General features: G+C 70.9%; 21 protein-coding genes. 13 read left to right on the top strand and 8 right to left on the bottom strand.

Going from position 1 to position 22,532, the window contains the following annotated elements:
- Positions 1–12: 12 nt before the first annotated feature.
- Entirely contained in the window at positions 13–999 is a 987-nt protein-coding gene (locus QSK37_RS10955) for a ThuA domain-containing protein (protein WP_285619531.1), read from the bottom strand.
- A 223-nt stretch (positions 1,000–1,222) separates the two neighbouring features.
- On the opposite strand from QSK37_RS10955, the gene QSK37_RS10950 reads away from it, so the two are divergent.
- From QSK37_RS10950 to pqqE, 6 genes are read left to right on the top strand one after another with little or no spacing between them, the layout of a single operon-like run.
- Entirely contained in the window at positions 1,223–3,361 is a 2,139-nt protein-coding gene (locus QSK37_RS10950; protein ID WP_285619529.1) for an outer membrane protein assembly factor BamB family protein, read from the top strand.
- A gap of 52 nt (positions 3,362–3,413) precedes the next feature.
- Complete coding sequence (gene pqqA, locus QSK37_RS10945; protein ID WP_285619527.1) at positions 3,414–3,542, top strand: pyrroloquinoline quinone precursor peptide PqqA; 129 nt, start codon at positions 3,414–3,416, stop codon at positions 3,540–3,542.
- Between the two features lie 10 nt (positions 3,543–3,552).
- Positions 3,553–4,437, top strand: a complete 885-nt coding sequence (gene pqqB, locus QSK37_RS10940; RefSeq protein ID WP_285619525.1) for a pyrroloquinoline quinone biosynthesis protein PqqB — start codon at positions 3,553–3,555, stop codon at positions 4,435–4,437.
- Positions 4,434–5,147, top strand: a complete 714-nt coding sequence (pqqC, locus tag QSK37_RS10935) for a pyrroloquinoline-quinone synthase PqqC (RefSeq protein WP_285619524.1) — start codon at positions 4,434–4,436, stop codon at positions 5,145–5,147. The genes pqqB and pqqC overlap by 4 nt, the downstream gene beginning before the upstream one ends.
- Positions 5,137–5,406: a pyrroloquinoline quinone biosynthesis peptide chaperone PqqD gene (gene pqqD, locus QSK37_RS10930; RefSeq protein WP_285565638.1), complete on the top strand. Its 270-nt coding sequence runs from the start codon at positions 5,137–5,139 to the stop codon at positions 5,404–5,406. The genes pqqC and pqqD overlap by 11 nt, the downstream gene beginning before the upstream one ends.
- Complete coding sequence (gene pqqE, locus QSK37_RS10925; RefSeq protein ID WP_285619523.1) at positions 5,403–6,491, top strand: pyrroloquinoline quinone biosynthesis protein PqqE; 1,089 nt, start codon at positions 5,403–5,405, stop codon at positions 6,489–6,491. Before pqqD ends, pqqE begins: the two co-directional genes overlap by 4 nt.
- Positions 6,492–6,513: 22 nt before the next feature.
- Here the strand turns inward: pqqE and QSK37_RS10920 are convergent, their stop codons facing one another.
- The 7 genes from QSK37_RS10920 to QSK37_RS10890 form a co-directional block, all read right to left on the bottom strand.
- Positions 6,514–8,829, bottom strand: coding sequence for a transketolase-like TK C-terminal-containing protein (locus QSK37_RS10920; RefSeq protein WP_285619522.1), 2,316 nt, complete (start codon positions 8,827–8,829; stop codon positions 6,514–6,516).
- Between the two features lie 34 nt (positions 8,830–8,863).
- A complete protein-coding gene (locus tag QSK37_RS10915; RefSeq protein WP_285619520.1) occupies positions 8,864–10,321 on the bottom strand; it encodes an aldehyde dehydrogenase family protein in 1,458 nt (485 codons plus the stop codon).
- Positions 10,314–11,402, bottom strand: a complete 1,089-nt coding sequence (locus tag QSK37_RS10910) for an ABC transporter ATP-binding protein (RefSeq protein ID WP_285619518.1) — start codon at positions 11,400–11,402, stop codon at positions 10,314–10,316. The genes QSK37_RS10915 and QSK37_RS10910 overlap by 8 nt, the downstream gene beginning before the upstream one ends.
- A gap of 3 nt (positions 11,403–11,405) precedes the next feature.
- Positions 11,406–12,278, bottom strand: coding sequence for a carbohydrate ABC transporter permease (locus tag QSK37_RS10905; protein ID WP_285619517.1), 873 nt, complete (start codon positions 12,276–12,278; stop codon positions 11,406–11,408).
- On the bottom strand, positions 12,278–13,129 hold the full coding sequence (locus QSK37_RS10900; RefSeq protein WP_285619515.1) for a carbohydrate ABC transporter permease: 852 nt from the start codon (positions 13,127–13,129) through the stop codon (positions 12,278–12,280). The genes QSK37_RS10905 and QSK37_RS10900 overlap by 1 nt, the downstream gene beginning before the upstream one ends.
- A gap of 105 nt (positions 13,130–13,234) precedes the next feature.
- On the bottom strand, positions 13,235–14,572 hold the full coding sequence (locus QSK37_RS10895) for an extracellular solute-binding protein (protein ID WP_285619513.1): 1,338 nt from the start codon (positions 14,570–14,572) through the stop codon (positions 13,235–13,237).
- A gap of 31 nt (positions 14,573–14,603) precedes the next feature.
- Positions 14,604–16,154 (bottom strand): N-acyl-D-amino-acid deacylase family protein, encoded by a 1,551-nt coding sequence (locus QSK37_RS10890; RefSeq protein WP_285619511.1) that lies wholly within the window; start codon positions 16,152–16,154, stop codon positions 14,604–14,606.
- 96 nt (positions 16,155–16,250) lie between these two features.
- Between QSK37_RS10890 and QSK37_RS10885 the strand changes: the two genes are divergently transcribed.
- The 7 genes from QSK37_RS10885 to QSK37_RS10855 are packed head-to-tail and all read left to right on the top strand — an operon-like array spanning position 16,251 to position 21,920.
- Positions 16,251–16,994: an IclR family transcriptional regulator gene (locus QSK37_RS10885; protein WP_285619510.1), complete on the top strand. Its 744-nt coding sequence runs from the start codon at positions 16,251–16,253 to the stop codon at positions 16,992–16,994.
- Between the two features lie 12 nt (positions 16,995–17,006).
- Positions 17,007–18,092 (top strand): alanine racemase, encoded by a 1,086-nt coding sequence (locus QSK37_RS10880; protein ID WP_285619508.1) that lies wholly within the window; start codon positions 17,007–17,009, stop codon positions 18,090–18,092.
- A gap of 19 nt (positions 18,093–18,111) precedes the next feature.
- On the top strand, positions 18,112–19,041 hold the full coding sequence (locus QSK37_RS10875; protein ID WP_285619506.1) for a succinylglutamate desuccinylase/aspartoacylase family protein: 930 nt from the start codon (positions 18,112–18,114) through the stop codon (positions 19,039–19,041).
- The gene (locus QSK37_RS10870) at positions 19,031–19,762 is read left to right on the top strand and encodes an MBL fold metallo-hydrolase (RefSeq protein ID WP_285619504.1); all 732 of its coding nucleotides are present in this window, start codon (positions 19,031–19,033) and stop codon (positions 19,760–19,762) included. Before QSK37_RS10875 ends, QSK37_RS10870 begins: the two co-directional genes overlap by 11 nt.
- 14 nt (positions 19,763–19,776) lie before the next feature.
- Positions 19,777–20,523, top strand: coding sequence for an SDR family NAD(P)-dependent oxidoreductase (locus tag QSK37_RS10865; RefSeq protein WP_285619503.1), 747 nt, complete (start codon positions 19,777–19,779; stop codon positions 20,521–20,523).
- Positions 20,524–20,531: 8 nt separating this feature from the next.
- Positions 20,532–21,581 carry a threonine aldolase family protein gene (locus QSK37_RS10860; RefSeq protein ID WP_285619501.1) on the top strand — a complete coding sequence of 350 codons (1,050 nt, stop codon included), beginning with the start codon at positions 20,532–20,534 and terminating at the stop codon, positions 21,579–21,581.
- Between the two features lie 30 nt (positions 21,582–21,611).
- The gene (locus QSK37_RS10855; RefSeq protein WP_349497955.1) at positions 21,612–21,920 is read left to right on the top strand and encodes an RICIN domain-containing protein; all 309 of its coding nucleotides are present in this window, start codon (positions 21,612–21,614) and stop codon (positions 21,918–21,920) included.
- Positions 21,921–22,532: the final 612 nt, after the last annotated feature.

The raw sequence follows: 22,532 nt of genomic DNA, 5'->3' as shown, positions 1-22,532 counted from the left end.
CACCGGCGCGGGTCAGCGACAGAAGGGTTTCATTCCCATGGCCGACTCGATGCCGCCGAGGACGAGCCGCTGGAACGACGGGGCGCCGGCGAACGCGCCGCCGTCGTCGGTGTAGGCCTTCGCGTCGTGTCCGAGCGTGGTGAGCCAGGCGCGGCCGCCGTCGTAGTACTGGCACCAGGCGACCGGGTGGAAGTCCCCGTGGCCCGGGTGCCCCTGCGAGCCTCGGACGCCGTTCGGCAGGGAACCCTCGTCGACCGTGGCCAGGAACCGTACGCGGGAGGGGAAGGGGACCAGGTTGTACCACTCGTCGCTGAAGTCCCACCGGGCCGGCAGTGCGGCCGTGGAGACGTCCTTGTGGTCGAGCGTCTGGACGGTGCCGGGCTGGGCGGGACCGTGGTCGTAGTAGTTCGCGCCGCCGAGCAGGCCTTCGTACCAGGGCCAGTTGTACTCGGTGCCGAACGCGTTGTGGATGCCCACGAAGCCGCCACCGCCGCGGATGTACTGGCGCAGGGACGTCTGCGCGGCGTCGTCCAGCGCGTCGCGCGTCGTGCTGAGGAAGACGACGGCGTTGTAGCGGAACAGCTGCTGCGGGGTGGCGAGCTGCGCGACGTCCTCGGTCCAGTCGACGCCGAAGCCGTTCGCCTTGCCCATCGCGACCAGGGCGTTCTGCGCGACGTTGGCCGATGCCAGCGGCGGGTCGAGGCCCGGGCCGAGGGCCGGCCCGAGGTTGGCGTGCCGGGGGCCGGCGGTACGGCTGTAGACCAGGATCCGATAGCCCTTGGCCGGGTCGAAGTCGCCCCAGTCGTGGTAGCAGCGCGGATCGGTGCCGCGGCAGACGCCGTAGTCCGGGTCGCCGAGTTCCTGCGCGCCGCGGTCCTTGGAGCCGGCCGCGCCGCCCGCGGCCGGAAGGCCGCCGAGCAGGGCCGTCGCGACGAGGACGGCGGCGGTACCCGCGGCGGTCGCCGCCACGGCGGCCAGGTGGGAAAAGGGTCTCCTCATGCCACGATGTCCTTCCTGGCGTGAAACGCCAAGGTCCGTCTAGTGGTACAGGTGAACCATCTAGAGGTGCGGTTACCATCTCACGGCGAATCCGTGTCGGCAATGCCGATGTCCCGCTGATTCGGCGAATCTGGGCCTTGTCAGACGCAAGGAGGGCGGCTTACGGTGTCGACCGCTGCACGGTAAAGCAGGTCCGCAGAGTGGACCAGTTGGGGAGGACGGCATGAGACGACGGAGATTCCTCACCGGCGCCGCGGTCGCCGGAGGCGCGGCCGCTCTTCACCCGCTCGGCGACCGGGCGGACGCCGAGGCGGACGCCGTCCCGGCGCAACCCGCCGGTCTCGTGGCGGCCGGCCGGGACTTCCCCAAGGTCGGCGGGAACCTCGGCAACCACAACCACTCGACGCTCGCGCAGGTCAACCGGCACAACGTCCACCGGCTCGGCGGCGCGTGGCACGTCAACCTCGAGGGCGGCAGCACGAGCAGCGCCCAGCAGAGCACCGTCGTCGCGCAGGACGGCGTGCTCTACGTGCAGACGACCCAGCAGAACGTCTTCGCGATCGACGGCCGGACGGGCGCCGTGAAGTGGAGGACCAACGTCGGCTCCGAGCCGACCAACATGCGAGGCGTGGGCCTCGGCGACGGCCTGGTCTTCACCACCTCCGGCGCGAACATCGTGTACGCCCTGGACCAGGAGACGGGCGCGGTCGTCTGGCAGCGCGAACTGCTGATCCCCGGCGAGGGCGACCCCGGCTGCGACCCCCAGAACGGGCAGTGCGGAGGCAACCGCGGCGGCCTGGCCGGGGCCATCGTGCACTGGGACGGGCTGATCTACGTCGGCACCGAGGGCAGCACGGCCGGCGCGCGCGGCCGCGCGTACGCCCTGAACGCCCGCACCGGCGAGGTCGCGTGGACCTTCTGGGGCCCTCCGGGACCGGGGGAGTACGGCAACGACACCTGGGAGGGCGACACCTGGAAGACCGGCGGCGCGGTCTGCTGGATCCACCCGGGCCTCGACCCCGAGCTCGGCCTGGTCTACTGGACCTTCGGCAACCCGTATCCGCGTACGAACGGTTCGACCCGCGCCGGGACGAACCTGTTCGCCAACTGCCTCGTCGCGATCGAGGCGAAGACCGGGAAGCGGCGCTGGCACTTCCAGTCGGTGCACCACGACATCTGGGACTACGACGGCGTGATGTCGCCGGTCCTCATCGATCTGCGGATCGAGGGACGCCGGCGCAAGGTCGTCGTGTACGGCAGCAAGACCGGGATGTACTACATCCTCGACCGGGCGACGGGCGCGCCGATCCACGGCATGACCGAACGCCCGGTGCCCCAGGATCCGCGGCAGAAGACCTGGCCGACCCAGCCGTTCCCCGGCGGGGAGCCGTTCGTGCACCAGGGGCCGCGGTTCGACGACAGCACCCGGCCGGTGCCGTACTACCGGACCGGAGGGATCTTCACGCCGTTCTGGGACGACGCGACGATCCTGTTCCCGGGCGCCGGCGGCGGCGCCGACTGGTCACACGTCTCCTTCAGCCCGCACACCGGGTTCGTCTACGTCGGGTACGGACTCATCAACTCCTCCTACTCCGACACGAACGGTGGCCGGGTCAACACCGCGCGCCCGCTGGGGGAGTACTTCTCCGGCGGCCTCGTCGCGGTGGACCCGCGGACGAACCGGCCCGTGTGGCGTAAGGAGGGCGACTGGTCGCTGGCCCACGGCAACGGCATCCTCAGCACCGCGGGCCGGCTCCTGTTCCAGGGCGGGCCGGACGGCGTGCTGCGCGCCATGGACGACCGCGACGGCCGGGAGCTGTGGAGCTGGCAGTGCGGCGCGGGCGTGCACACCAGCCCGGTCGGCTACGAGATCGACGGCGAGCAGTACATCGCGGTGTTCGCCGGCGGCAACGGGCTGCCGTACCCCGACATCCCCAAGGGCGACCACCTGTGGGCGTTCCGGCTCGGCGGCACGGTGCGCCCGGCCCCGGCGCCGACCCCGCCGTCCAAGCGCAACCAGATCCGTACGGCGGCGGTCACGGGCGAGACCGCGCACGACACGGTCACCCTCGGCAGGATCTGGGACTCCGCCGCCGGCGCGCCCGGCGCCACCGAGAACATCGTGGCGCAGAACGCCATGGCCCCGCAGCACCTGACCGTGCCCGCCGGTACGACCGTCACCTTCGTCAACCCGGCCGACAACGCCCACAGTCACGGCGCGGCGTCGTTCTTCGAGCACGTGTTCAACACCGGCCGGCTCAGCCCGGGGCAGTCGCACACCCACACCTTCGACCGGCCCGGCGAGTACTTCTACAACGATCCCGTCTTTCCCCAGAGCACCGGCAAGATCGTCGTCCGTTGAGACGGCCGCGGTCGACGCCGGGTACCAGATGAGTGAGCGAAAGGAGCACCAGATGGCCGTCCACGGAGCGAACGGGAAGCAGCGGCAGGGCGGAGAGCGGACCACCTGCTGGAGCCGCCCCGACTACGAGGCGATCGAGACGTCGATGGAGGTCACGGCCTACTTCGTCGCGAAGGGCTGACCCGGTACCGATGCGGGTGCGGATACTCGGCACCGCGGCGGGCGGGGGCGTGCCCCAGTGGAACTGCGCGTGCGGCGGGTGTGCCACCGCACGCGACGACCCCGCCCGGCGCCGCCGGCACGCCTCCCTCGCCGTCCAGGGCGGCGCGGGCTGGTGGGTCGTGAACGCCACCCCGGATGTGACCGAACAGATCGAGGCCACCGCGGACCTGCGCCCGTACGCCGGCACCCGCCGGAGCCCGGTGGCCGGCGTGATCCTCACCGACGCCGAACTCGACCACACCCTCGGTCTGCCCCGGCTCCGGGAGGCGGCGAGCCTGCGGGTCGCGGCGACCCGTACGGTCCGCGGGGCGCTGTCGGCGGGGCTGCGGCTGGACACCGTCCTCGCCCCCTACACCGACCTGACCTGGACCGAACTCGACGACGGACCGGTCCGGCTCGACGGCGCCCTGGAGGTCCAGGCCGTCCCGGTGTCCGCGAAGCGCCCGCGCTACGCCGCGGACCTCGACGTGCCCGGCGACTCCTGGGTGGTCGCGCTTCGCGTCACCTCCGGCGGCCGGTCGCTGCTCTACGCTCCCTGCCTCGCCGCCTGGCCCGCCGAACTCGACGCCGCGGTGCGCGACGCCGACTGTGCCGTTCTGGACGGCACGTTCTGGGACGACGACGAACCCCGGCGCACGGGCATCTCCCGGCGCACCGCGACCGAGATGGGGCATCTGCCGATCAACGGCCCCGGCGGGACGGCCGAGCGCGTGGCCGCCCTGTCCGGCCCGCAAGTCCTCTACACCCACCTCAACAACACCAATCCGCTGGCCGACCGCGATGGCGACGAGCACCAGGCCCTCGTCGCCATGGGACTCGGCGTCGCGGCGGAAAGGACGGCGATCGAGCTGTGACCACACCCGTGCCCTGGACACCGGACGAGCTGACGGCGCGGCTCCGCACCCTGGCCGACGAGCGTTACCACCATCGCCACCCGTTCAACCTGCGCATGCACGACGGTGATTTGTCCCCGCAGGAGCTGCGGTGCTGGGTCCTCAACCGCTTCCACTACCAGCGGCACATCCCGGTCAAGGACGCGCTCATCCTGGCCAAGCTGCACACCCGCGAGCAGCGGCAGGGCTGGATCCGGCGGATCCACGACCACGACGGACGTCCCGGCGAGGAGGGCGGCATCGAACGCTGGCTGCGGCTCGGCGAGGCCGTCGGCCTCGACCGCGTGCTCCTGCTGTCGGGCGAGGGCGTGCTCCCCGCCGTACGGCTGGCGGTGGACGGCTACGTGAACTACTGCCGGAACGGTACGCCGCTGCAGGCGGTCGCCTCCTCGCTGACCGAGCTCTTCGCACCCGACCTCATGAAGGTGCGGATCGGTGCGTGGGAACGCCACTATCCCTGGATCGAACCGTCCGGTCTGCACTACTTCCAGGTACGCGTCCGGCAGGGACGCCAGGACGCCGAGGAGGCGCTGGCCCTGGTCGGCGAATGGGCGCGGACGCGAGCCGACCAGGAGCAGGTCCTGGCCGCGTTCACCTTCAAGTGCGACGTCCTGTGGTCCCTGCTCGACGCGGTCGAGCACGCCTCCTCGGTGCGGGCCGATGCCCGCTGAGTCCCCCGGCTGGCGGCCGTCGCTGGCCCGCTCGATCGTCCTGCGCCACGACCGCGTCCGCGACGCCGACCTCCTGCTCATGCCGGAGCGCGCCGTACTGCTCAACGTTGAGGCCGGTCACATCCTCCGGCTGTGCGACGGCCATCGCACCGTCGCCGAGATCGTCGCCCACCTCGCCGAGACGTTCCCCGGCGCACCCGTCGCCGAGGACGTGCCGGAGTTCCTGGACCGCGTACGCGGGGAGGGGTGGGTGCGGTGACCGAGGCTCCCTGGGCCCTGCTCGCGGAGGTCACGCACGCCTGCCCGCTGCACTGCCCGTACTGCTCCAACCCGCTGGAGCTGGTCCGCCGTCGCACCGAGCTGACCACCGCCGAGTGGTCCCGCGTGCTGGCCGAGGCCGCCGACCTGGGCGTCGTCCAGGCGCACGTCTCCGGCGGCGAGCCACTGCTGCACGCCGACCTCGCCGAGATCGTCGCCGCCGCGCACGCGGCGGGCATCTACACCCAGCTCGTCACCAGCGGGCTCGGGCTGGAGGCGGGCCGCCTGGACGAACTGGTCCGGGCCGGCCTGGACGCGGTGCAGCTCTCGGTCCAGGACTCGCGAGCGGAGGGCTCGGACCGCATCGCGGGAAGACCGTCGTTCGCCGCCAAGGAGCGGGCGGCAGGCGTGATACGCCGCGCCGGCCTGCCGTTCGGCCTCAACGTCGTCCTCCACCGGCACAACCTCGACCACATCGCGGAGATCATCGAACTCGGCGTCCGCTGGGGCGCCGACCGGATCGAGCTCGCCAACACCCAGTTCTACGGCTGGGCACTGCGGAACCGCACCGCGCTCCTGCCCACGCGAGAGCAACTGGAGTCCGCGAAGGACACGGTCGTCACCTGGCGGGAACGTCTGGGCGGACGGCCGGAACTCATCTGGGTCGTGCCGGACTACTACGAGGGCGTGGCCAAACCCTGCATGGGCGGCTGGGGCGCCCGGTCCATCACCGTCGGCCCCGACGGCGCCGCCCTGCCGTGCCCGGCGGCCTACGCGCTCCCGGACCTGTCACCGCCGAACGTGCGAGACCACTCTCTCGCCTGGATCTGGGCTCGATCGGCCGCCTTCAACGCCTACCGCGGAACCGCCTGGATGCCCACGCCGTGCCGCGAATGCCCGCGACGCGAGATCGACTTCGGCGGCTGCCGCTGCCAGGCGTACGCCCTCACCGGAGACGCCGCCCGCACCGACCCCGCCTGCGCACTGTCCCCCGACCACCGGCTCGTACGCGATCCCGCGACGACCGCGAGCCGCGGCGGCCCGGAGCAGAACCTCACCTACCGCCGCCCCGCCCGGAACGGATGACCTGGACCGTCGCCGATGACGGTCATTCGGCCAAGTCGAGAGCGGATCGGATAATGGAGTCGGTGTCGATGCCGTGGTGGCGGTAGACGTCCTCCAGCGAGCCTGACTGGCCGAACCGCGTGACGCCCAGGGCCATGCCGCGGACGTTGTTGACACCGGTCAGGAACGCCAGCGTGTGGGGGTGGCCGTCCAGGACGGTCACCAGCGGCGTGGCACGGGCGGATGGGAACACCTGGTCCAGGATCCAGCTCGGCCCCTCGGCGCTGCCCTGCCGGGACAGCAGCGCCTCGAAGAGCAGGCCGGGGCTGGTCACGCAGATCACGTCGGTACCGACTCCGGCCGATTCCAGGCGCTCCGCGGCGGCCAGCGCCTCGGGCACCAACGCCCCCATCGCGGCGATCGTCACGGCCGGATCGTCGGCACGGCGCAGCGGGTAGGCGCCGGCCACGACCTGGCGTCGGCGGCGTTCACGCGCTGCGGGGTCGGCGGGGACCGAGGCCAGTGTCTGGTCCACCGGACGGGTCGACAGGCGGAGATAGGCCGAACCGCCGTCGGGCCGGCCGAGCCTCGCCAGGCTCGCCAGCAGGGTCCATTCGACGTCGATGGCGAAGGCCGGTTCGTAGGCGACGCAGCCCGGCTGTTCCAGCGCGATCGACGGGGTGGTGATGGACTGGTGCGCTCCTCCTTCGGGCGCCAGCGTCACGCCGGAGGGAGTGCCGATCAGAATCGACTGTCCTCCCGCGTAGATGCCGAACGACCAGGGTTCCAGCGCCCGTCCCACGAACGGGTCGTACAGCACGCCGATGGGGAGCAGCGGCTGGTTCCAGCGGCTCCAGGTCGCGCCGAGTTCGCCCAGCAGCCCGACCAGGTTCGTCTCGGCGATGCCGAGTTCGATGTGCTGCCCGGCGGGGGACTCCCGCCAGTGCAGGATCGTCTCGGCGTCGTCGGCGAACCAGTCCCGCCGATCCGTCGGTGACCAGACACCGATCTTGTTGACCCAGCCGCCGAGGTTGGTGGTCGAGGTCACGTCCGGGCTCACCGTCACGACGCGCTTCGCGGCCTCGGGTGCCTCGCGGGTCAGGTCGAGCAGCACTCGGCCCAGGGCCGCCTGGCTCGTCGCGGCTCCGGTCGGGGTGCGCCCGATATCCACGGGCAGTGCCGGCGGCGGCTGGAGCGGCGTCGGCTCGCGCCGCAGTCGTGCGGCCGTCGCCGCGCACGACTCCGCCGCGGGTGAACCCGCCGCGAAGCGCCGCCACGGGTCGTCCAGCTCGGTCCCCAGGCTGGCCGCGAGCTCCCGCATCTGCTTCTCGCTCAGCAGCGAGGAGTGGTTCTGCGGATGCCCCTGCGTCGGCAGGCCGTGGCCCTTCACGGTGTAGGCGAAGATCACTGTCGGTCGGGTGTCCTCGATCGCCTCGATCGCCGCGCTCAGGCTGTCGAGATCGTGTCCGCCGAGATTGCGTACCGCGGCCACGAGTGTCGCGTCGTCCAGGTCTACGATCAGCCGGGCGATGGTGGGATCGCCGCCCGGCAGCCGCCTGCGCAGCTCACCGGCTTCGCAGCGCAACAGCCGCTGGTACTCGGGATTCGGCATGGCGTCGATCCGGGTCCGCAGCGCGTCCCCGCCGGGACGGGCGAACAGGTCCTCCAGCAGCCGCCCGTACTTCACGGTGAGCACCTGCCATCCGGCGGCGGCGAACATCACCCGCAACCGGTCGGCGGCCAGGTGCGGTACCACCCGGTCGAGCGACTGGCGGTTCAGGTCGACGATCCACACGACCTCGCCGAGCTCGGCCACGCCGGGGTCCAGGACCGCCTCCCACACGGCGCCCTCGTCCAGTTCGGCGTCTCCGACCAGCGAGTACTGCCGGCCGCCGGGCGTACTGGGGATCTTTCCGTCCAGGTAGCGGCGGGCGAGCGCGCCCCAGATCGGGGCCGTCGCGCCGATCCCGACCGACCCGGTGGAGTAGTCCACCGGATCAGGGTCCTTCGACCGGCTCGGATAGCTCTGCAGGCCGCCGAACTCGCGCAGCGTCGTCAGGTAGGACTCGTCCAGGTTCCCCAGCAGGTAGTTGATCGCATGCAGCACCGGGGAGGCGTGGGGCTTGACCGACACACGGTCCTCGGCCCGTAGATGGCGGAACCACAGCGAGGTCATGATCGAGACGGTCGACGCCGACGACGCCTGGTGCCCGCCGACCTTCAGCCCCGACGGGTTGGGGCGCACCCGGTTGGCATGGTCCACGATCGCCGTGGACAACCAGAGGACTCTCCGCTCGATCTCCCGGATCGCCTCGGCGTCCTGAGCCGTTCGCGCGGAACCCGTCGCCGTACTGATCATGCTTTCCTCCACAAGATTCCCGCGGCCGGGCGGGTCAGCGCCAGGGGGATGTCAGGCTGATGGAGATCGACTGCAACTCGGTCACCGTCTCGGCCGCGTGCCTGCCGCCGAGACGTCCCTGTCCGCTGGCCCGGCCCGGCGCCCCACCGAACGGAAGGTGCAGTTCCCAGTAGTTACTGGTGTCGTTGATGGTCACTTGGCCGACCCGCAGGCGGCCGGCCACGGAGAGCGTACGGTCCAGGTCCTGTCCGAAGACGGCCGAGCTGAGACCGTGGACCCCGGTGTTGGCGACCCCCACGATCGCGTCGATGTCGTCATCGACCCGGTGGATGGGGGCGATCGGCCCGAAGGTCTCCTCCCGCATGACCGCGGTGTCGGCGCGCACGTCGGTGAGAACGGTCGGCTGCCAGTAGAGGGGGGTCGGGCGGTCGGGCAGCGCGGCGCCGCCGAAGACGACGCGCGCCCCGCGGGACCCCGCGTCCGCGACGTGCCGGGCCATCGTGTCCGCCACGCCTCGTGAGTGGACCGGGCCCATGGTGGTCGCCGGATCGAAGGGTGATCCGACGATCTCTCGCCTCGCCTGTTCGACGAGACGTTCTTCGAGTTCCGCGGCGACCGAACCGGCCACGATGACCCGGCCGGCCGCCGAGCACGACTGGCCGGAGTTCATGAACGCCGAGGAGGCGACCGCGGCGGCGGTGCGTTCCAGGTCCGCGTCGGGGAGCACGACGATGGGCCCGTTGCCGCCCAGCTCCATCAGCTGCGTCTTGCCGGCCGCGAGTTCGGCGATCTCCGCGCCCGTCCTCGAGCTGCCGGTGAAGCACACGCCGACGACCTTCGGATGCGACACGAGCGTCCGGGCCGGTCCGACGTCGGTGCCGGTGACAAGGTTGATCAGGCCGGGTGGCACGTCGGCGGCCTCGACGCAGTCGTACAGGGCCCCCGCGACGGCGGCGGTCGACGGGGCGGGCCGCCACACCACGGCGTTTCCGCAGGCCAGCAGCGGGCCGAGATATTCGACCGGGATGTTCACCGGAAAGTTGAACGGGGTGATCGCGGCGAACACCCCGCGCGGCTTGCGGGTGGTCAGGACGAGCTTGTTCTGGTCCTGGACGGGAATCGTCTCGCCGGTCAGCCGCTTGGCCTCCTCCGCCGCCAGCCGGAATCCCTGGGCCGACAGCATGACCTCGGCTTCGGCCTGGGCGAGAGGCTTTCCGTGTTCGAGAGAGAGAAGCCGGCCGAGCTCGGCCATGCGGCTCTCGATCACGTCGGCGATGCGGTGACACCACGCCGCTCGTGTGAACGCGGTCTCCTGCAGGTGCGCCTCGAACGCCGCGGCCGCGGCCGAGACGGCGGCCTCGACGTCCTCCTCACCCGCCTGCGCGATACGCGTGAAGCCCTGACCGGTCACCGGGCTGACCGCCTCGTACGTCGCTTCGCCGGCCGCGGGCCGGGTGCGGCCGCCGATCCGGAGCAGGACGGTTTCAGACATGCCGACCTTCCTTCGCCATTTCCGTTCGGGGGAGTGCGTCACCGCTGCCGGAGTCGAACAGGTGCGCCTTGCCGGCCCGGATCCCCATCGTCACGTCCGCGCCGGTGTCGAAGTCGGTGTCGGGGTCGGTCCGGGCGACGATGTCGCCGAACGGGAACGCGGTCACGACGATGGCCTCGATGCCGAGCCGCTCGACCATCCGTACCCGCCCGGACGTCTCGCCCGTACCGGGCGACAGCGTGACGTCCTCGGGGCGTACGCCGAGCGTGACGTTCTCGTGGGACGGCCCGGACCAGCCGGTCGGGACGGACCAGCCGTCCCCGGCGAACAGCCCGTCGTCGCCGAGGGAGCCGGTGACGAGGTTCATCGTGGGCGTGCCGACGAATCCGGCGACGAACCGGTTGGCCGGCCGCCGGTAGAGGTCGAGGGGCGGCGCGTCCTGCTGAACGATGCCGCCGTTCATCACCACGACCTGGTCCGCCATGCTCATGGCCTCGCTCTGATCGTGCGTGACGTAGACGAACGTCCCGCCCAGTTCCTTCTGCAGTTCGCGCAGGCCGATCCGCATGTCGGCGCGCAGCTTGGCGTCGAGGTTGCTCAGCGGCTCGTCGAGGAGGAAGACGTTCGGACGGCGTACGATCGCGCGGGCGAGGGCGACGCGCTGCTGCTGGCCGCCGGACAGCTGCCGGGGCTTGCGGCCGAGGAGTTCCTTGATGTTCAGCAGCTCCGCGGCCTCCTGGACGCGGTGCTGAATCTCATCCGCGGGCATCTTCCGCAGCTTGAGGGCGAAGGCGATGTTCTCCCGGACCGTCCGGTTGGGGTACAGCGCGTACGACTGGAAGACCATGGCGACGTCGCGCTTGTGCGGCGGTAGGTGCTGTATCTCCCGGCCGTCGAACAGGATCTTCCCGGCCGACACCTCCTCGAGGCCGGAGATCATGTTCAGCGTCGTCGTCTTGCCGCAGCCGCTCGGTCCCAGCAGCACGGTGAAGCTGCCGTCCTCGATGGTCAGGTCGATCGCGTCGACGATCAGTGTCTCGCCGAACCGCTTGCTGACCTGCTGGAGTTCGATACCGGACACCGGTCACACCTTTCCGACGCCTGAAGTCAGGCCACGCACGAGGAATCGCTGCGATATGAGGGCGAGCAGCATCGTCGGCAGGGCGGCCAGCAGGGTGCCGGCGGCCATGATGCCGAAGGACTGTTCGCGCACGTTGTAGAGCCCGGAGATCGCCGGCTGGATCAGGGTCGAGTCCGTCTTGGAGTTCAGGACCAGCGCGAAGAGGAAGTCGTTCCAGGACACCATGAAGGAGAACAGGCCGACGCTGATGATCCCCGGCCGGGCGAGCGGCAGCACGACCCGGTAGAACACCTGCCACCGCGTACAGCCGTCGATCATCGCGGCCCGGTCGACCTCGATGGGGATGCCGGCGAAGAACGAGCGCATCATCCATACCGAGAACGGCACCGTGAAGCTCAGGTGCGCGATCACGATGCCCACCGTGGAGTCCGTGAGGCGCAGCGAGTGCAGGATGACGTAGAAGGGCACGACGAGCGCGAAGACCGGCACGAGCTGGCTGCCGAGCATCAGGCCCGGGATGAACTTGGACCCGGGGAACCGGAAGCGCGCGAAGGCGTAGCCGGCCATGCTGCCGATCACGACGTTCAGCACGGCTACACAGACGGCGACCACCGCGCTGTTCTGGATGCCGGGCAGGATCAGGTCGCTGGGGTTGGACGGCGGCGCCGAGCTGAACGCCGACTTGAAGATGCTGTGGAAGCTGCCGAAGTCCATGGTCGGGATCCACCGTGGCGGGGTCCGCAGCGAATCGGACTTGGAGGTCAGCGCGACCAGCAGCAGGAAGTAGAACGGCAGCAGCACCCACAGCAGCAGAGCCGTCACGACGAGCGCTCTCAGGACGCGCGTGAGCAGGCGTCCACGGGTTCCGGCGGCCATCACGCGGCCCTCCTTTGCCGGCCGCGCCCGCTGATGGCGAACGCGGTCAACGATGCGAGGATCACCATCGCCAGGGTCATCAGGTAGAAGATCGCCGCGCCCCGGCCGAGGTCGAGGTCGCGGAACGCCGTCGTGTATCCCCACCAGGACAACAGCGTGGTCTCGGTGCCGGGACCGCCGCCGGTGAGGATGTAGATCAGCGCGAAGGCCAGGAACGCGTTGATCAGCGCGAGGACGGCCACCACGAGCACGGTGTCGCGGATCCAGGGCAGAGTGACGAAGAAGAACCGGCGTACCGGCCCGGCGCCGTCGATGCGGGCCGCCTTGTGCAGGTCCTCGGGCACCGTCTGCAGCGCTCCGAGGAGGAGCAGCGTGGCGAAGGGCACGAGGCTCCAGATGAACGCCACGGCCATGACGATGAGCGCCACCCGCCCGGAGGCGAACCAGGCGACGTACTTGTCGATCAGGCCGGCGTCGAAGAGGGCGCCGTTCAGCGGGCCGAAGGTCGAGTTGAAGATCCAGCCGAAGGTCAGGGCCAGCGTGATCTGCGACAGCGACCAGGGCAGGATCAGCACGCCGCGGACGATCGACCGTCCAGGGAACTCCTGGTTCAGGGCCAGGGCGAAGGTCATCCCCAGCAGCAGGGTGCCGGCGACGACCGCCACGGCGAACAGCACGGTCCGGGTCAGCGACGGAAAGAACGTCGGATCCGTGACGACGGAGGTGTAGTTGTCGATGCCGACCCACTTCGCCGGCCGGCGGCTGCCCAGCGTCTGCTCGTGCAGGCTGACCCAGAACGAGTACACGAGCGGATACGCGAGCAGTGCCACGGTGACAAGGAGGGCCGGCATGGCCATGGCCATGCCGAACCTCGCCTCGCCTCGCCCGCGACCGGTGCGGCCGGGTTGCCGGCTCCTGAGTGTCATCATGTGCAGGGGGTTCCGCTTCCGTTACGGCTACTTCTGCGCGGTGACGAAGTCGTTCATCGTCTTCAGACCGTCGTCCGACGACTTCTTGCCGAGTACGACCTCCTGCAGGGTGGCGCAGGCCATGTCGGCGAACTTCGGGTACCACGACCTGGTCGTGACGGTGCCGAGGCTGACCGTCTTGCCGAGTTGTTCGGTCAGCGCGTCGACGTCCGCCCACTTGGCCCACGACTTCAGGACGGCGGGGTCATGGTCGACGCTCCGGTAGCCGCTGGACAGGCCGAGGTCGGTGGCGACCAGGTTCTTCGGCACGTGGTACGACCCGTCCTTTCCGGCGCCCCCGAGGTAGTCGATCAGCGTGAGGGCGTTCTCGCTGTTCTTCGATGTGTCGGACACCATCCACGATGCGCCAAAGCTATGCGTTTGTCGGGTTTGTCCTGGCATCAGCGTGTTCTTGACGGCCTTGGCCACCCTGCTCTGCTTCGGGTCCCTCCATCCGACGACCTGGGCCTGATAGCGCATGGAGAAGCTGCTCTTGCCCCCGCCGAAGATGTTCGTCACGCCGCCGTAGTCGGTCGTGAACAGGTCCTTGGGGACGAGCCCTTCCTGGTAGAGCGTCCGCCACCGCTCAAGCGTGGCGCGGGCGACCTGGTTGCCGACGAGGTTGGGCTTGGCGTCCGCGCCGAACAGGGCGCCGCCCCCTTCGGAAGCCGTCTCGGCGGCGAACTGGTGCCACATCAGGAAGGCGTACTTGATCCAGTACGGGGAGTACGGCGTGGCGCTCACCCCCTTGCGCTTCAGCTCGCGCACCTGGTCGAGGAACTCGCCCCAGGTCGTGGGCGCCTTGGCGTTGATCTTCTTGAGGTGGTCGGTGTTGACCACGAACAACTCGGCGCCCTGGAAGTAGGGCAGCGCGTAGAACTCGCCGTCGGGGCCCTTGAGACCGTCCGCGACGCCCGGGTTCATGTCCGCGACGAGCTTGTCCAGCCCGGAGTGCCCCTTCAGCGAGCTCACCCAGCCGTTCTTCGACCACGACTCCAGGTAGCCCTCGTCGGCGAAGAGCACGTCGTAGGAGGCGTTGCCGCCGGCGAGTTGCTGGTTGGTGACCGTCAGGTAGTCCTGCGCCACGTACGACGTGCTCAGCCGAAGCGGCTTGTAGTTGGTGTTGAAGTAGGTGACGTAGGGCGCGAACAGCGGGCCGACCGCCGCGTCATGGTGCATCTGCAGGTCATTGGTCGGCTTGGACCCGTCCGACGACGAACAGGCGGCCAGCAGGCCGGTGGAACCGAGGCCCGCCGCCACGCCGAGCATCGTGGAGCCTCTGAGGAACGAGCGCCGGTTCATCGGCGGGAAACCGTTGGTGGCCATGGGGTGCTCTCTTCCGTTTCGTGCCGAGGGATCATGAGGCGCGCAGGACCTGTCCGGGGCGCCGGCCGGTGGGCTTGGCGTCCTCGATGACGGCCTGGCCGTTCACGAAAACCCAGCGCATGAGGTCGGGGTAGGAGTGGGCGGATTCGTTGTCCGGCTGCCGGGCGGCCCTCGCCGGGTCCGCGATGACGACGTCGGCGTAGGAACCGGGCCGGAGGGCGCCCCGATCCGTGAGGCTCAGCCGCCGGGCGGGGGCGGTGGCCAGCCGGCGCACCGCCTGGATGATCGAGGTGCGCCCGAGCAGGGCCGGGGCGAGCACCCGGATCGTGCTGAACAGGTTGCGCGGGTGTTCGTACCGTGCCCGCGCCGCGGTCATGAGCCAGCCGTCACTGCCGTGCATGGCGGTGGGGTGGGCGGAGACACCGGCGAGGTCGTCCTCGGACGCGGCCGGCACGATCATGGTGAGGCGCTCGCCCTCGTCCAGAATGAGCTTGAGCAACGCCTCCACTTCGGTACGGCCGTCGGTTCCCGCGAGGTCTTGGAGGGCCCGGCCGGAGGCCTCCGGCCAGGTGCGGGAACGGCCGATGATGATCTCGTCGGGCCGAAACTGGGCCGAGCTCTCCAGATGCCGGAGCAGGCGCAGACGCTCGGCGCTCTCGTCGGCTCGCTCGCGCAGGGTCGTCCAGCCGCCGTCCAGTGAGCCGTCCGGCAGCAGACTCGACACCCCCGTGCTCCCGGAGGTGTACGGATAGTAGTCGACGGCGACATCGCTGACGCCGCGGCGGTTGGCCTCGTCGATCATGGAGAGCGTCTGCCGGGTACGGCCCCAGTTCGCCCGGCCCAGCGCCTTGTGGTGGGAGACCTGGAGGGCGACGCCGGCCGCCTCCGCGGTGGAGATGGCCTCCGCGACGGAGTCGACGAGGCCGTCCCGCTCGTCCCGCAGGTGCGTCGCGTACAGGCGTCCGGCCCGCGCGACCGGGGCGAGGACGTCGCGGATCTCGGCCGCGTCGGCGTACCTGCCCGGCGTGTAGACCAGCCCGCTCGAGACTCCGAAGGCGCCTTGTTCGAGCGCCTGCTCGACGAGGCGCCGCATCGCCGCGGCCTCGGCGGCGTCCGGCGGCCGGGGCGCAGGCCCGAGGACGTGCTCCCGCACGGCGCCCAGCCCCACCAGCGGCGCTATGTTGACGGTCGGGCGTTGTCTCCGCAGGTGGGCGGCGTAGGAGTCGAGATCCGGCCACCCGTGGGTGATGCGCGAATTGAAGAACGAGCCGAAGCCGATGCACCCGGCGGGCAGCGGAAACGGGGAGAACCCGCAGTTCCCGGTCACGTCGGTGGTGATCCCCTGATGGAGCCGGGCTTCGGCGGCCGGGTCGTCCTGCAGGGTGAAGTCGCTGTGCGTGTGCATGTCGACGAAGCCCGGCAGGACGACGAGTCCGGCGGCGTCGATCACCGTGGCGCCGTTGGGCGGGGCGATGCGCGGCGCGGCCGAGATCACCCGCTCCTCGTCGATGAGCAGGTCGAGCACCGCGTCCGTCCCGGAGTCCGGGTCGACCACGCGTCCCCGCCGGATGAGTATCGCCAAGATCATTCCACTCTGTGGGATGGTATTCCGCTAAGTGAGATAATGTGGCAACCTAATCACGTCGTGCGCTCCGGTCAAGAGATTCAGGAGGCGGCAATGGTCCAGGTAGTCGACCGTGTCGGTGCGCTGCTCAACGCGTTCTCCCAACAGGAGCCGGTGCTCGGGCTCGCCGAGTGCGCCGAACGGGCCGGGCTCAGCAAGAGCTCCGCGCACCGGCTTCTCATGGGGATGGTCGACATCGGGTTGCTCGAACGCGACGCCGCGGGCAACTGGCAGATCGGGGACCTTCCCCTCCGGCTCGCCGCGATCCGGCTGTCCCATCGCAACATGCGTGCCGAGGCCGGCGCGGCTCTGGTCCAGCTCGGGCAGCGGTACCAGGCGGCGACGGCCTTCTCGGTGCCCAACGGCAACGAGATGGTCTACATCGAGCGCACCGACAGCAGCATCCCGTTCGCGCCCAGCGCGCGGCTCGGCAGCACGGCGGCGATGTGGGCGGGCGCCGCCGGGCGCGCGGTGCTGGCCACGCTCGCCCCCGCCGACCGCGAGACCCGTTGCGCGTCACCGGAGTGGGATGCCCTGTCCGACGCCGTGCGGGTGCGGATCATCGAGGAGGTCGCCCAGGCCGCCGAGCGCGGCTACTCCGTGGACCGGGAAGAGTTCTTCGACGGGGTCGCGGGGGTCGCGGCGGCGCTCGGGCATCCGGGCGAGCCGGTCGCGGCGATCAGCCTGATCGTGTCGCCTGAGCGGATGTCGGCCGAGCTCGAACGAGAGATGGGCGAGGCGGTACGCCGCCTGGCCGCCGAGATCACCGTACGGACGACCCTCCCGACGATGGGCTGAGTAGGAGTCATCATGTGGACAGCGGCCTGCGCGGACCAGGGGCGGCCGACCCCGTTCCTCGCGGTGGATCACACCCGGATCGAACGGAACATCCGGGACATGGCCGATCGCGTCGCCGGATACGGGGGACGATCGACGCCGCACCTCAAGACGCACAAGTGCCTGGAGATCGCCCGGATGCAGGCGGCCGCCGGGGCGCGTACGGCGACGGTCGCCACCGTCACCGAGGCGCATCTGGCGTTCGACGCGGGGTTCGAGTCGGTGCTGGTGGCCTATCCGCCGGTGCCGGACTGGCGGGCCCGCGCGCTGCGTGAGCTGACCGAGCGCGGCTCCGTGGGGGTCGTCTGCTGCCGGGCCGAACACGTCCGTTCCCTGGAGCGCACCGGCGCGTCCTTCGACGTCTACTGGGAGGTCGACTCCGGCGCCGCCCGGCTCGGCACCCCGCCGGGGGAGGCGACCGCCGCGGCGATCGCCTCCGCCCCGTTCGGCGACCGGCTGCCGCTGCGCGGGCTGATGACGTTCGCGGGTCACGCCTACGGCGCCCACGACGCCGCGTCGCTGGCCGCCGTACTCGACGAGCAGGATCGCGCTCTGCGGGAGAGCGCCGCCGCGCTCGCCGCCCACGGCGTCGGCGCACCGGTGCGAAGCGTCGGCGTCACCCCGCTGGCCCGGCTGGAGTCGGGCGAGGCCGATGAGTACCGCTACGGCAACTACGTCTTCTACGACGCCACGCAGGTCGCGCTGGGCGGCCCGGGCGTCGACGAGTGCGCGCTGGTGGTGGTCACCACGGTGGTGGACGTCCCCGCCCCGGACCGGTTCGTCGTCGACGCGGGAAGCAAGAGCCTGCCGGCCGAGCGGATGACAAGCCTGACCGAGGGGTTCGGGTCGGTCGCCGGCCGCCCCGGTCTGGTACTCGCCAAGTTGTACGAGGAGCACGGCCTGGGCACCGCCTCCGCGCCCCACGGCCTGCGGCCGGGGGAGCGGATCGCGGTCATCCCCAACCACGCCTGTACCGCGGTGAACCTCTACCACCAGTACGCCGTCTACGACGACTCCTCTTTCGTGGAGACCTGGCCCGTCCACGCCCGCCGGCAGTGACAGCAGATCGGAGCTCCTTGTGATTCAGGTGGACCACCTGGCGGCCGGACCGGACCTGTCGCTGGAGGCCGTACGCATCGGCGCCGGAGGAGGGCCGCGAGTCGCGATCCTCGGCGGCGTGCACGGTGACGAGATCGAGGGCGTGCTGGCCGCCCAGCGGCTGATCGCCGTGCTCGGCGCGCGGCCGGTCGGCGGCACGGTGACGGTGCTCGCCCGCGCCAACCCGCCGGCCCTCGCCGCCGGGACACGGCTCGGCGCGGACTCGGAGAACCTGGCCCGCGTATTTCCCGGCGACGCGCGGGGCAGCCTGAGCTCCAGAATCGCGGACACGATCAGCAGGGAGCTCATCGACGAATGTGACCTGCTGATCGACCTGCACTCGGCCGGCCGCCGGTACCGGATGCCGGCCCTGTGCGGCCTGCCCGCCCAGGGGGAGATCGGCGGGCGGCCGCTCCTGGACCTGGCCCGGGTGACGACGTTCCCCTTCCTGTGGTCGCACCCGTCGATCGGGCCCGGGAGATCCGTCAGCCACGCCGAGGCCCGCGGCACGCCGTGGCTGTACTTCGAGTGCGGCGGAAGCGGTTCCCTGCTGGAACCTGACATCGACCGCTACGTCACGAGCACGCTGCGTCTCCTGACGGAGATCGGCGTACTCGGCGGGGAGCCGGTGCCGCCCGGCGACCGCCAGGTGGTCGTGACGGACGGGAACGGCGACACCGACGCGGGCATCGCCTTCCGCTCGTCGGGCTTCTTCGTCTCGCGGGTCGCCGCCGGCGACACCGTCGAGCCCGGCCGGCCCCTCGGCGCGGTGTACGACCAGACGGGCGCCGAGCGGGAGATCGTACGCGCGGTCTCGGCCGGGGTCGTGATGATGCTGCGGCACGACTACCGCGTGGAGGTGGGCGACGTGGCCGCGATCGTCGCCGGGACGGACGACCGTGCGGCTTGACGAGACCGTCGATCTGGTCGGCGGCGGACGGCTCGGTTCCGGCCTGACCAACGCCTACGACTGCAACGTCTACCTGCTGCGCGCCGGAGACGACACGTGGATGGTCGACACCGGGTGCGGCCTCGAACCCGACCTGCTCATGGGGCGGGTGCGCGACTCGCTCGCCGGGAGGCCGCTGTCCGGCGCCCTGCTCACCCACGCCCACCCGGACCACGCGGGCGGCAGCGCGGCGCTGGCCGAGCGGGGGATCGCCGTCGTGGCGGGGAGCGAGACGGCCGCGCTCGTGCGCTCCGGCGACGCCGACCGGCTGGGGCTCACCGCAGCGCTCCGTGCCGGGATCTATCCCGCCGACTATCGCTTCCGCGCGTGCGAGGCGGTACGGACCGTCGGCGAGACCGGCCTGTCGTCCACGGCGGGCCCGCTCCGCGCGGTGGCGACCCCCGGGCACAGCGCCGATCACACGGCCTACGTCTTCACCGGCGGCGGCACGACGTACCTCTTCACCGGCGACCTGCTGTTCAGCCGGGGCCGGGTCGTGGTGCTCGGCACGGACGACAGCGACGTTCGCGCCCTCAGGACCTCGCTGGAACTGCTCCGCGACCTGCGTCCTGACGTGCTCCTTCCCGGGCACGGCACGCCCATCATGTCCGACGCCCGATGGCACATCGAGCGGGCGCTCGAGGCCTTCGAGCTTGGCCGGCTCCCGGCCGCGTTCAGCTGATCGAGGGATGGTCCATGAGTCGAAGCGTGATAGTCACCGGCGGCGGGGGCGGCATCGGATCCGCCATCGCCCGCCGTCTGTGCGCCGAGAACCGCGTCGTCGTGGTCTTCGAGCACGATGCCGAGACCGTCGAGCGGGCCCGTGAGGCACTGCCCGGTGTCGAGGTGACCCAGGTCGACGTCGCCGATCCGGCCGCCATCGCGGGCGCGGTGAGCGAGGTCGCCGCGGCCCACGGCCCGCCGGAGATCCTCGTGAACTGCGCGGCGGTCACCGGCCTGCCCGCCAAGGCGTCCCTGCTGGAGACCGGCGATGACCTGCTGCGGCGAATCCTGGCGGTCAACACGCTCGGCCCGTTCGTCTGCGCTCGTGAGGTGGCCCGGCACATGGTGGCCGAGAAGTCCGGCACCATCGTCACCATCGGCTCGATCGCCGCCCACCGCGGCCAGATCGACGCGTCCGCGTACACCGTCAGCAAGTCCGCCCTGGTGGGGCTCACCCGTGCGCTCGCCCTGGAGCTGGGACCGTACGGCATCCGGGTGGTCCAGGTCGATCCGGGCGACATCAGCACTCCGGGCAGTGACCGGTTGGTGGAGATGGTCGACGCCGAGCAGGTCCGGTCTGGTGTGTCGGGTTTGCCTCCCCTCGGGCGGCGCGGCCGGCCGGAGGAGATCGCCGACGTCGTGTACTTCCTCTGTTCCCCCGGAGCCTCTTTCATCTCGGGAACGCAGATCGTCGTCGACGGCGGATACCTCGGCGGATAGGAGACCCAGTGACCTCGATCGATTTGCGGTCGGACGTGATGACCCTGCCCACGCAGGGCATGCTGCGGGCGATGACCAACGCCCCCCTCGGCGATGAGCAGGAGCGCGAGGACCCCACGGTGCTCCGGCTCGAGGAGGAACTCGTCGAACTGCTGGGCCAGGAGGCCGCCGTCTTCGTGCCCAGCGCCACGATGGCCAACCAGCTCGCGTTGCTGTGCCAGGTTCAGCGCGGGCAGGAGATCCTGGGCGAACAGCACAGCCACATGTTCCGGTACGAAGCGGGCGGACCGGCCTTCCTGGCCGGTGCGGTGGTCACCGGCCTGAACGGCGACGCGGGGGTCTTCACCGGCGACGACGTACGAAGAATCGCGCAGGTACGTGACTCCGAGCACCGACCCAGGACCGCGATGGCCGTGGTCGAGGACACGCACAACGTCTCAGGCGCCCGGGTCTGGCCGCTGGGAGCCCTCGACGAGCTGTACGACACGTGCGCGGAGCTCGGGCTCGCGGTACACATCGACGGTGCCCGGGTGTTCAACGCGGCCGTCGCACAGCGGGTACCGGTCGCGCGCATCACCGGGCGGGCACAGACCGTCGCCGTCTGCTTCTCGAAGGGGCTCGGCTGCCCGGCGGGTGCCGCTCTCGTCGGCCGGGCAGACGTCCTGGCCCCCGCACGCCGCCTGCGCCAGATGCTCGGCGGCTCGCTACGCCAGGCCGGTGTGCTCGCCGGCGCCGCCCGGTACGCGCTGGCGCATCATGTGGACCGGCTGGCCACCGACCACGCTCTCGCGCGCGAGTTCGCCGACCGGTTGGCCGAGGCGGACCTGCCGGTGGACCCCGGCACGGTGGAGACCAACTTCGTCTTCATGGACCTGTCCGCCACCGGGCTCTCCCGCGACGCCGCCCGAGAGCGGCTCGCCCAGGAGGGGGTCCTGTGGTCCAACGCCCACCATCCCGGCGTGCTGCGCGCCGTTACGCATCTGAATATCGGCGCCGCCGACATCGCGACGGCCGCCGACCGCACCATCAGAGCCATCCGGGCGGCACGCGAAGACTGAGCCGCCGACGGGCAGATCGAGGTCGGCCTGGTGCGGGTGCCGCGCTTGGAAACTCGGCTGCGTGTCGTGAGCCGACGTTTCGCTTTGCGCCCAGCGGGCCGAACAGGCTGGTCGGCGGCAGCAGGGGTGGCGGTGGCGGGCGGTTCGACGTCACAGGGCGTCCCGGACATCGTTCAGCGGGCGCGTAACGGAGGGGCGAACTCGATGTGGCGACCGGTGGCGCAGTCCGACGGGTCGTGGGCGTTCCCGAACCAGAACAGAGGCCTGTGCCTGGACGTCCACGGCGCGGGTCAGCAACTGGACCAGTGGCCGTGCGAGAACGCGGCCGGCACCAATTAGGACTTCGCCCCCACTGAGCCCTGACCGGCCTGAACCGGTCATTTCCCATCCCCGGCAGGCAGGCAGGCGGGCGGACGTCGACGTCACGCACGCCTGCCGGCCCTCCGCCGCGAACGTGACCGCCGCGGTCGGCAACTGCGTCGGCCGGTCGGGGAGGCGCGCGACCTGCCGCCGGCTGTTCCATGGCGCGTTCTCCGTGGGTTCTAGCCGCCGCTCGCTCGATGTGCGTCGCCGATTCGTTTTCACTGGTTTTCACGCCGGTGTCACCGGCGCCGACGCACGGCACGGGGCGTTTCCAGGCGTGTCTCCTCGTCGGTTACACCTCATTAACAAGCCGGGACATCTCCCTCTTGACATGAATTCGTACGCCTTGGAAGGTGTGGGAGCGCTCCCACACCCGCCGGCCGAGCCCTCGTGCCCGAAGGGAGTCCTCGCCGTGACCCGGACGGAAACCACCACGCCCTCCGAAATGCGGCAACGCCCTCAACGGCAACAGCCCGTCCGGCGCACTGGCGAACGCCCGCTGTCCGGGCACTGGTTCTCGCCCAGTTGCCGCAGAACGCCCATCCGGCGGCACGCGACGGGGCGAGGACTCGCCCTCGCCGTGTCGCC

The sequence above is a fragment of the Actinoallomurus iriomotensis genome, from assembly GCF_030269445.1.
Lineage (GTDB): Bacteria > Actinomycetota > Actinomycetes > Streptosporangiales > Streptosporangiaceae > Actinoallomurus > Actinoallomurus iriomotensis.
This window is presented reverse-complemented; position numbering and strand designations above follow the sequence as displayed.

What these genes read in the sequence shown, in the direction of transcription:
- QSK37_RS10955 (WP_285619531.1), bottom strand. Translation starts at nt 999, where the DNA reads ATGAGGAGACCCTTTTCCCACCTGGCCGCCGTGGCGGCGACCGCCGCG.
- QSK37_RS10950 (WP_285619529.1), top strand. Translation starts at nt 1,223, where the DNA reads ATGAGACGACGGAGATTCCTCACCGGCGCCGCGGTCGCCGGAGGCGCG.
- pqqA (WP_285619527.1), top strand. Translation starts at nt 3,414, where the DNA reads ATGGCCGTCCACGGAGCGAACGGGAAGCAGCGGCAGGGCGGAGAGCGG.
- pqqB (WP_285619525.1), top strand. Translation starts at nt 3,553, where the DNA reads ATGCGGGTGCGGATACTCGGCACCGCGGCGGGCGGGGGCGTGCCCCAG.
- pqqD (WP_285565638.1), top strand. Translation starts at nt 5,137, where the DNA reads ATGCCCGCTGAGTCCCCCGGCTGGCGGCCGTCGCTGGCCCGCTCGATC.
- QSK37_RS10920 (WP_285619522.1), bottom strand. Translation starts at nt 8,829, where the DNA reads ATGATCAGTACGGCGACGGGTTCCGCGCGAACGGCTCAGGACGCCGAG.
- QSK37_RS10915 (WP_285619520.1), bottom strand. Translation starts at nt 10,321, where the DNA reads ATGTCTGAAACCGTCCTGCTCCGGATCGGCGGCCGCACCCGGCCCGCG.
- QSK37_RS10905 (WP_285619517.1), bottom strand. Translation starts at nt 12,278, where the DNA reads ATGGCCGCCGGAACCCGTGGACGCCTGCTCACGCGCGTCCTGAGAGCG.
- QSK37_RS10900 (WP_285619515.1), bottom strand. Translation starts at nt 13,129, where the DNA reads ATGCCGGCCCTCCTTGTCACCGTGGCACTGCTCGCGTATCCGCTCGTG.
- QSK37_RS10895 (WP_285619513.1), bottom strand. Translation starts at nt 14,572, where the DNA reads ATGGCCACCAACGGTTTCCCGCCGATGAACCGGCGCTCGTTCCTCAGA.
- QSK37_RS10885 (WP_285619510.1), top strand. Translation starts at nt 16,251, where the DNA reads ATGGTCCAGGTAGTCGACCGTGTCGGTGCGCTGCTCAACGCGTTCTCC.
- QSK37_RS10880 (WP_285619508.1), top strand. Translation starts at nt 17,007, where the DNA reads ATGTGGACAGCGGCCTGCGCGGACCAGGGGCGGCCGACCCCGTTCCTC.
- QSK37_RS10865 (WP_285619503.1), top strand. Translation starts at nt 19,777, where the DNA reads ATGAGTCGAAGCGTGATAGTCACCGGCGGCGGGGGCGGCATCGGATCC.